The following is a 12,495-nucleotide window of genomic DNA, read 5'->3' on the forward strand; positions in this document are numbered from 1 at the left end:
ATTATGCCTCCTTGTTTTGAATGAAGTTAGCAATGCGCACATAATCCTCAACGTCTAGTCGCTCTGGGCGAAGACCTGGGTCTATGTTTAGCGCATTGAAGTCATCATTACTCAGCACCCCTTTGTAATTATTTCGCAACGTTTTACGACGTTGGTGAAAGCCGATACGAACCATGTCTTCTAAGGTCTTAATATCGTTAACGGGGTAAGGCAGTGTTTTGTATGGCGTCATGCGGACTATTGCAGAGTCCACTTTCGGAGCTGGATCAAATGATTCCGGCCCCACGATAAACAGGGATTCCACTTGGCAATAATATTGTGCCATTACACTTAAACGACCATATAAACTATCACCTGGACGCGCTGCAAGCCGGTCGACGACTTCTTTTTGCAGCATAAAGTGCATGTCTTCAATGCAGTTAGCTTGACTTAATAAATGAAAAATCAATGGTGTCGAAATGTTGTATGGCAAGTTACCAACGACACGAATGGCTTGCTCTTGCGCCAGAGATGAAAAGTCAAATGTCATGGCGTCCGCTTCGTGAACCGTCAATTCAGGGTAACGAAACAGATTTACTTTGAGAATAGGAATAAGGTCGCGGTCTAATTCCACGACGTCCATACGCTCGGTGACGCTGATGATGCCTTCTGTTAAGGCGCCTTTACCTGGGCCAATTTCAACAAGACGTTGGCCTTTTTTAGGAGCAATGCAAGCGACGATACGCCGAATGACACCATGGTCGTGAAGAAAATTTTGGCCGAAGCGTTTGCGGGCTTTATGGGGTTGTGTTTTGCTCATTAGGAAATTGTTTCGCATTATTGGCCATATTGATGGCGTGTTGAATGGCTACTTTAAGGCTGCCATTATTGGCTTTGCCTGTACCAGCTAAATCGATGGCAGTGCCATGGTCGACAGACGTTCTTATGATGGGTAGGCCTAATGTGATATTCACTGCGTTACCAAATCCCGAATATTTTAGCACAGGTAATCCCTGATCGTGATACATGGCTAGCACACAGTCAGCCTGCTCCAGATATTTTGGTGTAAATAATGTATCTGCAGGTAAGGGACCCACTAAATCCAAGCCTTGTGCTCGAAGCTCATTCAATGTCGGTATGATGGTGTCTATCTCTTCCATACCAAGATGCCCATCTTCGCCTGCATGGGGGTTCAGGCCGCATACTAAAATTTTTGGTCTACTGATCGCGAATTTGCGCCTTAAGTCTGCATTTAGCGCATGAATCACACGAGATAGAGTGTCTTTGGTAATAGCGGAAGACACTTCTTGTAGTGGTAGATGAGTGGTGGCCAAAGCAACTTTCATGGCCTCTGTTGCTAGCATCATGACGACTTGGGGCGATTGACAAAGGGCTTGGAAAAACTCGGTGTGCCCTGAAAAATGCACCCCTGTATCGCATAAAATACCCTTATGAACAGGAGGCGTGACAACGGCATCAAAGGTTCGATTTAAACAGCCTTCCCCTGCTTTTTGTAAGGTTTCTAAGACATATGGGGCATTGGCAACATTGAGCTCTCCAGCTTTTGTCGGGACAGCAAGAGGTACTGGAAACAGATAAATATGGCCAGCCTGGTGTAATGGCACTTTATCGATCTGGGTCACCGTATGTAATTTGGGGGCTAGCCCCAATTGGTTGGCCCTTGTTTGTAGCAGTTCAAAATCCCCTAGAACGACAAGGCGTGCGTTAAACGTCTGTTCGCTTAACGCACTGAGTATGATATCAGGCCCAATACCAGACGGCTCACCAGAGGTAATGACTATAAGAGGGGGCTGATGGGTCATGCCTTGAACCATGGAGCTAGTTTCCCTCTTTGATATCAATAAAGGCATCTGCTTTGAGTTCACCAAGCCAGTTGCTCAGAACGGCATCTTGTTTTTGGGCGATGAGCGCTTCGCGGGCTTTAGCTTGCAGAACCTTTTGACTAATATCTTCTTTACGACGGGCTTCGACTTTCAAAATATGCCAGCCAAACTGGGTTTTAAAGGGGTGACTGATTTGACCGACTGGCGTTTCATCCATTTCCTGCTGGAACTTGGGAATCATGGTGCCCGGAGAGACCCACCCTAGACTACCGCCTTGTAAGGTAGAGCCTTCATCTTCACTGTATTTTTTCGCCAGTGTGGCAAAGTCGGCACCATCTTTAAGCTGTTTGTAGAGACGTTCCGCTAAGGCTTTTGTTTGGGCTTCATCACGAATAGCGTTGGAACGGAGCAATATATGGCTGACTTCTGTTTGTTGTTGAATCGTTTGTGATGCTGAACGTTTGCCGTCAACCCATAGCAAATGGAAGCCCGCGGGGCTTTGAAGTGGGCCAACGAGCGTACCATCTTTTTTGCCAGCAATGGCTTTAACGAATAGAGGGGGTAATTGATTAAGAGGGCGCCATCCTAGATCCCCGCCTTCAATGGCAAATTGACCATCAGAATTAGCAACGGCCTGATTCATAAAATCCTTTTTGGAGTGAATTTTTTTCGCAATGGCTTCAATTTTCGCTTTAGCCTCATCCGGGTTAGCGGCACGAATCAAAATTTGGTAGAGGTGAACTTCATCTTTGTCTTTGGTCTGATCAGCATTAGCCGCCAAGTAATCATTAATTTCTTGATCTGTGATCGAGATACGTTTGCGAATGATTTCTCGCTTAATGTCGTTGATCAAAATTTCTTTTTTGATTTGGGCTCGATAGCGGCTGTAGTCAATCCCTTGTTGCTTTAACGCATTCTTGAGGCCAGCAAGATCCAAGTTCATACGCTTTGCAACGCCTTGAATGGCTTGATCGACTTCAGAACTGGAAACTTGCATGCCCACATCCGTGGCATAATTCGCCATTAGTGTTTCGTCGATCAATTGATTAAGAATTTGGCGGCGAATGTTGGGCGTCATTATACCGCCAAGCACACGGTTTTTAACCACATCAAAACGTTCTTGAATATCACTGTCTAGAATGGCACTTGAATCAACAATGGCGGCAATACCATCTATTTTGGTTAGGCCATCGTTGTTAGTCGCCGCGTAGAGCGATTGAAAAGGCGCGATAAAGAGAAATGCGCTTAATATTAGGGAAAACAACTTCATCATTTAATATCCAACTTGTCCATTATTCCAATAGTCTTGGGCGACACTAGGCTCTCCACTGTTCTGCCCAACGGTACTCAAACTGCGTAAATTAAAGAGTAGGAACACGCCGCGTTCCATATCACTGTTGTCATTCAACCATTCTTGGTAACTCAATGATACTTTCACGCAGCAGTTTTCATAACCAACCCCGGCAACATCTTTGGTTTTCTGGTGTTTAAAAAAGTCATAGGTACGTTGTAGATACATCGACCAATCCTGACTAACAGGGAAAATGGTGCTCACATTCGCCTGTTTTGCATCATTGGTTGGGTCTTCATTGCCAACAGTATAGAGATAGCTCATGTCTAATCGCACATAATCGGCTGGTCTCGTCTTAATGATAACTTGAGCGAGGTTGGATTTGTGCGTGTTGACATCATAATTTACATTTCCTGTCAGACTAAAACGGTTACTGCCAGTGTAAGTGACGGAACCGAGTAAGGGGCTCTGATTTTCAGTATCAACAGGTGTGTTTTGGCTGGTTGCTCCTGTTATGTTGACGTAACGATCCTTCAGGTATTGAACTTGTCCTAGTTTAAATGCCCACCGCTGGCGATTTTGACCGTCATAAAGTCGGCTTTCAATACCCAATGTTACTTGCTCTGTGTCCCCCACTCGGTCATTACCATTGAACCGTTGATGGCTAAAGGCTTGAGAATAATTAAGGGTTGGCACACTGGCATCAAAGTTTGGAATCAAGCTTTGATCTTTATAAGGCGAGTTTAGATAGCTTAAACGAGGCTCTAAGGTTTGTCGCCATATGGAGCCGTCGATTAATAACGGGCGTTCAAACACCACGCTAGAATCAAAATAAACCGATGCATGGTTTAAGCTGGTATCGTAATCAGGGGATTTGTAATTATGAATTTGATAATCACGGTAATTTAATAACACCCCTGGTGAGAAGGTTCCCCAAGCATTGCTTAAATTTAACGAGATATCTTGGTTTAATACGCTTCGTTTGCCATCGAAGTTGTTTTCATCTGGGTCGTAAAAATCCGTATACTGACCATCCACACTGTAGTTTAAATAAGTGGTAGCGTAGCGGTATGAGGAGTCTATGCGTGGTTTCCAATCAAATGGTTTGTCTAGGGTCGGATCCGGTGTTTGGTAAGTACGGATGATGGCCTTACTGCTAAAATTACCACTGTTAAAACCTAGGTAAGCACTTCGCTCGTAATTGTCCTTTTGCTTGATGGACGTTGAGTTGACATCTGGGTACTTGTTTTCTGTCGGGTTGTCTTCGTACAACAATCCAGAAGAGATATTGTTGGTAAACTGTTGGTCGGTTTTGAACTTCAGTAGCGTTTGCGCGCCATCCGCAGGTCTTGAAGAGTCGAAAGATTTATGTTCGTCAAAGGTGGATTGCTCATAGGTGGTTAAACCGTATTTGCTTAAATGGCGAATTTCAAGATCAAGTCCATTCCCTTCATTGGTGACAATATTGGGGGTGATGGTTGCGTCATAGTTGGGGGCCAAATTCCAATAAAATGGTGTCGACAGGGATAGGCCTTTGCTTCCAGAGAAGCCGAAAGTCGGGAATAAAAAACCTGTCTGGCGAGCGCTTGTTAAGGGGAAGCGTAGCCAAGGGAAATAGAATACCGGTATATCATGAACTCGTAATTGTACGTCTTCTGCGGTACCAAATCCGGCTTTTGGGTTAAGTTCTATTGAATTGCCATAAAGCTTCCAGCTATCTTCCGTTGGTTCACAGGTGGTGTAGTAGCCTTGGTAAATAAAGATAATGCCATTTTTACTACGCAATAAAGATTTTGCTGCGCCTCGTTGCCCCGTTGCAATACTGACGAATTTTGCGTCCACAAACTCCGTTGGCGAGTCATTGTCGTTGGATATGTAGCCACTGGTTCCACGAATAACTTGGCCTTTTTGGCGTAAGATGATGTTGCCATTGGTTTTATAGTACTTACCTGGCACCCCTTCGATCTGATTTGCCTGCAATGTGGATGTCGGTTTGATGACCTCAGCATCACCGATTAAATGGACAACCCCCGACTTATCACGATAAATCGTCTTAGCATTGAGGTTGGTATCAAGGCTGTTTGTGGGTTTCCAATGATCTACATAAGTGCCTTGACAATATCGGCTTATTTGCTCTTGTTGGGCTTTGGGGAGTGATTCTCTCGGCACCCAATCCCATTGATTTTCTTTTGTCACTTGGCTAGCGTGCGCCAGTGGAATGACGAAAAGAGTTTGAAAAAATAAAGCGTAAATACGTAAATACTTAACCATGCAGGGTATACTTGTTGGTAAATAGTGATTGTCCCAAATTGGACTCTTCCCTTATACGGGTCCATGTTGTTGGCAAATGATAATCTAAGCAGGCCTCTAGGGGCTACCGATTCTGGAGAAATATCTTTATGTGGAAATTGGTCGGTGCAATTCTCGGCACTCTCTTAATGGGTTTTTTAGGCGGCCTAATTGGCTTAATTGTAGGCGCCATGCTAGATAGAGGGCAACGAGGCGGTGCTTTTATGGGAGCCGGCACTCGTTCTAATATTCGCCAACAGCAAGAAGTTTTTTTTCGTACACTCTTCTTATTAATGGGAAGATTGGCAAAATCTGACGGTCGAGTGACAGAAGAAGAGATCCAATTGGCGCAAGCGGTGATGCAAAGGTTACGTCTTTCCCCTGCTGCCCAAGAGCAAGCTCGTCAATTTTTTAATGAAGGAAAGTCTGCAAGTTTTGATTTGACTGCGGTGCTTACTCACTTTCGAGAAGTGGTTGGGCCTGGGGATTTGACCCGTACTTTGATTGAGATTCTCTTAATCTCAGCCTACTCTGATGGGCATTTCAGTGTTGAAGAAAAATCCCTTGTTTCTCAAGTGTGTGCTTATTTAGGGGTATCGGTTGCCGAATTCGAAGCCTTACATATCCAAGTGAAGCAGCAAACGCACTTTCGTCAAGGCTACCAATCCTCTGCCAATGCGCAGGATTCTAAAGATTTACTAAAAGCCGCTTATGACGTGTTAGGTGTGAAAGCGGACATGAGTGACGCGGAAATCAAAAAAGCCTATCGCAAGTTAATGAGCCAAAACCATCCGGACAAACTCAGTGCTAAAGGTTTGCCGGATGAAATGATTGAACACGCTAAAGAGCGAACACAAGAAATACAAGCCGCTTACGAGCTGATTAGAAAATCACGTAAGTAGGAGTGGTTATTCTGTTCCATCATCGGCAGGGCTTTTATAAAAAAGCCCTTTATCATAATCTGGTAGGGACTGTAGTTGCTCCTTTTGCTGAGTGTTTTGTTTTAAAAAGCCACGAACATATTGAATGAGTATCAGTCTTCCATCCATGGTTCTTTTGGTTTCGGCGAATGCATCCATTTGTACATAGTTGAGATTACTGTCTGATCTTTTATTGGCTGCCTGTGTTCGCCAGAGCGCGAAACGTTTGAGTGCCATGGATTGGCCATAGTAGTAGTCTAATATAGGTACATTGATTTGCCGTATTTGTTGGGCTAATTGGTAATCTGTGATTGGCTTTGCTGTGTCTACGTTAATAATCGCTAGGGCGTTTGCGGCTTTGGGGTTTGTCGCGAGATAAGTCATGGCATAAGCGGCCCCCGTTCCATAACCGACGAGTACAATTTGTTTGGCCCCTTTTTGTTTAGCCTCCGTTATGACCGCTTGTAAGCGGTCAAACACCACTTTCTGATTGGGTAACTCGCTCTTGTCTTTCGCATTACTATTGGTATTGCTTTTGGTCGCTGTCGTGTCAGTGTTCGATGTGTTAGAGCCTGTGGTCGGAAACGATGGCTGTGGAAAGTCCGTAATGGCATTGGCACGTGGCGTAATATCTGGGATTTCCATTGAAATGGTGCACCAGCTGTACTGCGGGAGCGCATTTCTAAGGGGGGCGATCACGGTTGGCCAATCTGGGTGTTCGTTATCGGAAGGCAGTAAAATCACACAACCTTCTGTGTCGCGAGTTTGTGATTCTTGATAGAGGGTTAAAAACGGTGTGTTATCGGCATTAAGAATATTGATCTGATGAGCCTGTTGATTTTGCTCTAAACGGGTTTCCAAGGCTTGGATGCGGCTTCTCTGTGGTGTTGGCATGACCCTTTTATCGTTGGCCGTCGTGCTATTGGTGTTATTTTTTGTGGGAGATGTCGCTTGTTTGGATGTGGCTGGTGTCGTGGCTGGATTTGCTGGATTGGTTTGGGAGTCTGTCGCAGCGAATAGATTCGATGACAATAAGATGATTATGGTTGGTAAAAGAATTCGCGATGGGGGAATATTTTTCTTCATTGTTTCAATACTTATGTCATTTGCCTTGTTAGAATAAACGATCTTTTACTGTGTGTCCTTACGCTCGATGGATGACGAGTTTGTTGCATCGTGCTTAAGTCCTACTGTTTCTATTCTGTCATTGCTGGAGCCAGATATGAATGATTTTATCATTGCCCCATCTATTCTTTCTGCTGACTTTGCTTGTTTAGGCGAAGAAGTGGATAAAGTATTAGAGGCTGGGGCTGACATGATTCACTTTGACGTGATGGATAATCATTACGTTCCTAATTTAACGATAGGGCCGATGGTCTGTAAAGCGCTACGTCATCACGGTGTGACGGCTGATATTGATGTTCATCTGATGGTCAAACCCGTTGATCGTATGATTGAAGAGTTTATTAAAGCTGGGGCTTCTAGTATTACTTTCCATCCTCAAGCAAGTGAGCACATTGATCGTTCTTTGCAGATGATTAAAGATGGCGGCTGCAAAGCAGGATTAGTGTTTAATCCTGCCACACCATTGAATGATTTGAAGCATGTGATGGATAAGATCGACATGATTCTTTTAATGTCGGTCAACCCTGGATTTGGTGGTCAATCTTTCATCCCTTCAACATTGGATAAAATCCGTGAGGCGCGAGCCTTGATCGACGCCAGTGGTTATAACATCCGTTTAGAAGTGGATGGTGGGATTAGTGAGAAAAACATTGCGGAAGTGGCGCGGGCTGGAGCGGATACATTCGTGGCAGGGTCGGCTATTTTTGGCAAAGATGACTATCAAGCTGTGATTAGTAACATGCGCGCTGAATTGGCGAGAGTACGCTAATGAAAACACCGAAGCATTTTAAAGCCTGGTTTGATGGTTGGCCGGAGTTAGTCTGCCTTGACCTTGATGGTACTTTGGTTGACAGCGTGCCCGATATTGCTGAGGCTGTTGATGTTGCTTTAAACGCATTAGGGGCAAATAGAGCAGGCGAAGAACGAGTTCGTGGTTGGGTGGGTTTTGGCTCCAAAAAATTGATTGAGCAAGCGTTAGATTGGGCACAACTTGATCGTGATCATTACGAAGAAGCTTATAAAGCGTTTTTGCAACATTATCATGCTCACGTGGCTGATAACACGCAACTTTATCCTAATGTAAAAGCCTTACTCAAAGCCTTTAAACATCAAAATGTACCTATCGCTCTGATTACCAATAAACCGAGTGGTTTTATTAAGCCAATTTTAGATCGTTTTGAGATAACGGAACATTTTGCTTGGTTTCTGGGGGGCGATACCTTAGAAGAACATAAACCATCCGCTATGCCTTTGTTGCATTGTAGTGATGCCATTGAGGCTAAACCTGAAAACTGCTTAATGATTGGCGATTCTATTACGGATTATCGAGCTGCAAGTAGCGCAGGCTTTCGTTGTGCCCTGGTCACATATGGTTATCATCAAGGTGTTGATCTTGTTTCGCTCGGAGCAGATGCCGTAATAGATGACTTAACAGAATTGCTCATTTGATCTGCTGATATTTTTATGTCAATAAGGTCATTACCTCGTCGACAGTAGGCGAATCAAAAATAGACATATCAAAAAACAATGCCAAGCGACTTGCTCGGCATTGTTTTATGGCAAAAGTGGTGGATGGAGTCCACATCATCATTGACGTTGTGAATCTTTTTCGCTTCCTTCTGATTTGTGTTCGTTTTGAGAGGCACTCTTGTCTTCTTTGGATGGCTTAACTAACGTCATCTGGCTATCAGGTGCTATATGCAAGGTCGTGGTTGGGAAGGAGACTTCAGCACCATACTCTCCGATAATCTCCATCGCTTTGAATAGTACGTCCTGTTTCACATCGTGATAGGTTTTCCAGTCGACGGTTTTGGTAAACGCATAGATAAAAAAATTCAATGAAGATCCTCCAAACTCGTTAAAGTTGACCATGAAGGTTTCATTGGTATCTAAATCCTGATGTTGGCTTACCATTTCTTTAATGCTGGCAATGATCTGAGGGAGTTGGCTGAAATCATCATAGCGAACCCCAATTGTCTCATTAATACGGCGGTGAGACATTCTCGATGGGTTCTCCACCGAGATGGTCGAAAAAGTGGAATTGGGGACGTAAAGTGGGCGTTTGTCAAAGGTACGAATGCGGGTTTGAAGCCAGCCGATGTTCTCGACTGTTCCTTCTATGTTTTTATCAGGTGAACGGATCCAATCACCGACGGCAAAAGGTCGGACGAGGTAGACCACTAAACCACCAAAGAAATTAGTTAATAAATCTTTGGCGGCAAAGCCAACGGCAATCCCCCCGAGGCCACCGAAGGCGAGCACCCCAGAAATGCTATAGCCAAGAGACTGTAAAATCACTAATAAGGCGGTAATGAGGACTGAGGCTCGCAGTAGTTTACTGATGGCGCTGGCGGTGGTGTAATCGACTTTGCTTTTTACCTTTGAAGACGTAGTAAGCGTGTTTTCGGCTTCTTTGATAAGGCGTAAAACAAACCAGGTGATAATAGCGATTACACCTACGGCGCGTATGGAAGATATCAAAGAGGAAAGCTTCTGATCGATTTCAGTCCCCGAAATTTCGGCAGCAATCGATAAGCCGGCTAACCAAATAAACATACCAATGGGTTTTTGTGCGGCATTGATTAGCACGTTGTCCCAAGGCGTTTTGGTTTTTTCCATTTTGTGTTCGATATGTATAAGAATCTTGGTCACTATAAAGTTTAAAAACAAAGTGATCAGCACGGCGATAAAAACGCGCACTACCCAATGCATGTTTGAATCACCTAAGCCAAGATAGGTCTGTAAAGTATGCCAAGTCATGGTGTTTTTCCTTTTAAAAATCGTGTTCGCATAATGGCAAGGGCATAAGCCATACACTTAAAGTTGTAACGGTTAAAGCAGTAACATGGTGCCAAGTCCTAAGAAAGCAACGAATCCCGCAATGTCGGTCACAGTGGTTAAAATGACGGATCCCGAGAGGGCTGGATCGATTTTAAACGTATCTAATAGCACAGGAATGACAACGCCAGAAAATGCCGCCATGATGATATTAATGATAATGGCTAATCCAATCACTATGCCAAGCATTGGATTGTCAAACCACCAAAGTGTGACAAGTCCAATGACGATAGCCCAAAGGACGCCATTTAATCCGCCGACTTTAAGTTCTTTTAATAGCAGGGATTTGAAGTTGCTTCGGGTTATCTGTCCTAAAGCCAAACCCCTCACAATGAGCGTGAGTGTTTGACTGCCAGCAATGCCGCCCATCGAGGCGACAATAGGCATTAACACGGCTAATGCTACGACTTGTTGCAAGGTGGCCTCAAATAACCCGATGAAAGACGAAGCAAGAAAAGCCGTTAATAAATTAATGCCTAGCCAAATACCTCGAGTGCTAGCGCTGCGTTTGACCGGAGCAAATAGGTCTGACTCTTCATTTAAACCTGCCGTCGACATTTGTTGAGCTTCGTTTTCAAGGCGCAGGGACTCCAGCGCTAACCCTGCGTGAAGGCGACCCAGTAGTACTTGATGTTCGTTGACAACAGGCAATGCGGATAAGCCTGAGCGTTCTAGCTGCTCAGCCGCTTTTATTAGGTTCGTTGTATCTAAAATAAAAGGGCAATCTTCATCCATTAGGCTGGAGATAGGTTCATGAGGTTGCGCCTTGAGCAGTTTGTCAAAGGGAACGCAGCCGACCCAGCGGCCAGTACGGTTCACTAAATAGATCATTTCCGTATAATTTGGTGTGGCTTTTTTTAATAGGCGCATGGCTTCAGAGACTCGCGCACTTTGAGAAATAATCAGTAACTCGTGATCCATCCAGCGTCCGACCAACTCATCATCGTAAACGATACCTTGTTGGTAGTACTCACGTTGTTTGGAATCCATTTGACTGAGTGCGAGATCGACTAAGTGATCAGGCAGAGAGTCGGCGATTTCGAGTAAATCTTCTGCTTCGGCATCCGCAAATAAGTGCTCTATATCGGCGTCATCTAACTCTCTTAGCAACAGTTGTCGAGACTCGCCGCGCATTTCAACCAAAATGTCTAAGCGGTTTGCTTGTTTAATGCTCTGCCAAGCTTGGGTTCGTTGGGCGAGTGGAATCGACTCAAGGGCCAAAGCAACATCATCTGGCGTGAGTTCAAGCATGGCCTTGCCAACGGATTCGGAAGAGTGTCCTTCCTGAATGAAAAGTTCAATTAAATCTGAAACTTGGCTGTGCACAAAGAGTCCTTAACGAATCAACATAGCAACTAAGTAATTGAGTGTGCAGTATAACTAGGATGGATTCAAACGGGGCGAGTTTTCTTGTGTACTTTTTGCAAAGAGATGGCAATAGCACGATGGTAACATTCAGCTAATGGAAATCTTAACGTAAAAGTGAGCCAAGATAAGCAGGGTTTGGTAGAATCCGCTTATCTTAACGCTTGTTTCTCTATTCGTTTGCGAGCGATACTGAAAACGAACAGAGGTTGTTTAAACAATGATATTGATTCAATGTCATCAAATTAAGTATTGAATGTCTATATGTTGTTGATGATTGATAATTATGACTCCTTCACATACAACCTTGTGCAATATTTTCGTGAACTAGGGGCGGATGTGCAGGTGTATCGTAATGATGAAATCACGGTGGAAGAAATCGCTGCATTAGTGCCAAGCCATTTGGTGATTTCCCCAGGACCTTGTACTCCTAATGAAGCGGGCATTTCGATGGCGGCTATTCGGGCATTTTCAGGCAAAATTCCTATTTTAGGTATTTGCTTAGGCCATCAAAGTATTGGTCAGGTCTTTGGTGGGGATGTGATTCGTGCTAAAAATGTCATGCATGGTAAGACATCTTTGATTTATCACAATCATACCTCTGTGTTTTCTGGTGTTCCAAATCCACAGATTGCGACACGTTATCATTCTCTAGTGATTGATGAATTGTCATTGCCCGATTGTCTTGAAGTGACGGCGTGGACGCAAAATGAGGCAGGTGAATGTGAAGAAATTATGGGAATACGCCATAAGAGCTTGCCCATTGAAGGGGTGCAATTTCATCCTGAATCCATACTAACCGAGGCTGGGCATGCCTTGTTAGCAAATTTTTTGACACGATAGG

The 12,495-nt window shown here is 44.2% G+C and carries 11 protein-coding genes; 4 read left to right on the forward strand and 7 right to left on the reverse strand.

Translation table 11 applies throughout. The annotated features are described in order from the left end of the window. Position 1: 1 nt before the first annotated feature. The 4 genes from rsmA to JHD45_RS00320 are packed head-to-tail and all read right to left on the reverse strand — an operon-like array spanning position 2 to position 5,385. Positions 2 to 799 (reverse strand): 16S rRNA (adenine(1518)-N(6)/adenine(1519)-N(6))-dimethyltransferase RsmA, encoded by a 798-nt coding sequence (gene rsmA / locus JHD45_RS00305; RefSeq protein WP_199473839.1) that lies wholly within the window; start codon positions 797 to 799, stop codon positions 2 to 4. Next, positions 777 to 1,814 carry a 4-hydroxythreonine-4-phosphate dehydrogenase PdxA gene (pdxA, locus tag JHD45_RS00310; protein ID WP_233407465.1) on the reverse strand — a complete coding sequence of 346 codons (1,038 nt, stop codon included), beginning with the start codon at positions 1,812 to 1,814 and terminating at the stop codon, positions 777 to 779. Before pdxA ends, rsmA begins: the two co-directional genes overlap by 23 nt. Positions 1,815 to 1,818: 4 nt before the next feature. Continuing rightward, positions 1,819 to 3,096, reverse strand: a complete 1,278-nt coding sequence (locus JHD45_RS00315) for a peptidylprolyl isomerase (RefSeq protein WP_233407469.1) — start codon at positions 3,094 to 3,096, stop codon at positions 1,819 to 1,821. Further along, positions 3,097 to 5,385: an LPS-assembly protein LptD gene (locus JHD45_RS00320; RefSeq protein WP_199473841.1), complete on the reverse strand. Its 2,289-nt coding sequence runs from the start codon at positions 5,383 to 5,385 to the stop codon at positions 3,097 to 3,099. A 128-nt stretch (positions 5,386 to 5,513) separates the two neighbouring features. On the opposite strand from JHD45_RS00320, the gene djlA reads away from it, so the two are divergent. Beyond that, positions 5,514 to 6,305, forward strand: a complete 792-nt coding sequence (gene djlA, locus JHD45_RS00325) for a co-chaperone DjlA (RefSeq protein WP_199473850.1) — start codon at positions 5,514 to 5,516, stop codon at positions 6,303 to 6,305. Positions 6,306 to 6,311: 6 nt separating this feature from the next. Here djlA and JHD45_RS00330 read toward each other — a convergent pair whose 3' ends face one another. After that, entirely contained in the window at positions 6,312 to 7,409 is a 1,098-nt protein-coding gene (locus tag JHD45_RS00330; RefSeq protein WP_199473852.1) for a DUF3530 family protein, read from the reverse strand. Between the two features lie 136 nt (positions 7,410 to 7,545). Here JHD45_RS00330 and rpe point away from each other — a divergent pair, with 136 nt between their 5' ends. Further along, positions 7,546 to 8,217: a ribulose-phosphate 3-epimerase gene (gene rpe / locus JHD45_RS00335; RefSeq protein WP_199473854.1), complete on the forward strand. Its 672-nt coding sequence runs from the start codon at positions 7,546 to 7,548 to the stop codon at positions 8,215 to 8,217. Beyond that, positions 8,217 to 8,897, forward strand: a complete 681-nt coding sequence (locus JHD45_RS00340; RefSeq protein ID WP_199473855.1) for a phosphoglycolate phosphatase — start codon at positions 8,217 to 8,219, stop codon at positions 8,895 to 8,897. The genes rpe and JHD45_RS00340 overlap by 1 nt, the downstream gene beginning before the upstream one ends. Positions 8,898 to 9,035: 138 nt before the next feature. Here the strand turns inward: JHD45_RS00340 and JHD45_RS00345 are convergent, their stop codons facing one another. Both JHD45_RS00345 and JHD45_RS00350 read right to left on the reverse strand, forming a co-directional pair. Next, positions 9,036 to 10,208 (reverse strand): mechanosensitive ion channel family protein, encoded by a 1,173-nt coding sequence (locus tag JHD45_RS00345; protein ID WP_199473857.1) that lies wholly within the window; start codon positions 10,206 to 10,208, stop codon positions 9,036 to 9,038. 72 nt (positions 10,209 to 10,280) lie between these two features. Then, positions 10,281 to 11,612, reverse strand: coding sequence for a magnesium transporter (locus tag JHD45_RS00350; RefSeq protein WP_199473859.1), 1,332 nt, complete (start codon positions 11,610 to 11,612; stop codon positions 10,281 to 10,283). A 303-nt stretch (positions 11,613 to 11,915) separates the two neighbouring features. On the opposite strand from JHD45_RS00350, the gene JHD45_RS00355 reads away from it, so the two are divergent. After that, complete coding sequence (locus JHD45_RS00355; RefSeq protein WP_199473861.1) at positions 11,916 to 12,494, forward strand: aminodeoxychorismate/anthranilate synthase component II; 579 nt, start codon at positions 11,916 to 11,918, stop codon at positions 12,492 to 12,494. The last annotated feature ends 1 nt before the right edge of the window (position 12,495 follow it).

The sequence above is a fragment of the Marinomonas spartinae genome, assembly GCF_016461715.1.
Lineage (GTDB): Bacteria > Pseudomonadota > Gammaproteobacteria > Pseudomonadales > Marinomonadaceae > Marinomonas > Marinomonas spartinae_A.

Coding starts and splice junctions, on each gene's coding strand:
- pdxA (WP_233407465.1), bottom strand. CDS start 1,814: ATGGTTCAAGGCATGACCCATCAGCCCCCTCTTATAGTCATTACCTCT.
- JHD45_RS00320 (WP_199473841.1), bottom strand. CDS start 5,385: ATGGTTAAGTATTTACGTATTTACGCTTTATTTTTTCAAACTCTTTTC.
- JHD45_RS00355 (WP_199473861.1), top strand. CDS start 11,916: ATGTTGTTGATGATTGATAATTATGACTCCTTCACATACAACCTTGTG.
- JHD45_RS00315 (WP_233407469.1), bottom strand. CDS start 3,096: ATGATGAAGTTGTTTTCCCTAATATTAAGCGCATTTCTCTTTATCGCG.
- djlA (WP_199473850.1), top strand. CDS start 5,514: ATGTGGAAATTGGTCGGTGCAATTCTCGGCACTCTCTTAATGGGTTTT.
- rpe (WP_199473854.1), top strand. CDS start 7,546: ATGAATGATTTTATCATTGCCCCATCTATTCTTTCTGCTGACTTTGCT.
- rsmA (WP_199473839.1), bottom strand. CDS start 799: ATGAGCAAAACACAACCCCATAAAGCCCGCAAACGCTTCGGCCAAAAT.
- JHD45_RS00340 (WP_199473855.1), top strand. CDS start 8,217: ATGAAAACACCGAAGCATTTTAAAGCCTGGTTTGATGGTTGGCCGGAG.
- JHD45_RS00345 (WP_199473857.1), bottom strand. CDS start 10,208: ATGACTTGGCATACTTTACAGACCTATCTTGGCTTAGGTGATTCAAAC.
- JHD45_RS00330 (WP_199473852.1), bottom strand. CDS start 7,409: ATGAAGAAAAATATTCCCCCATCGCGAATTCTTTTACCAACCATAATC.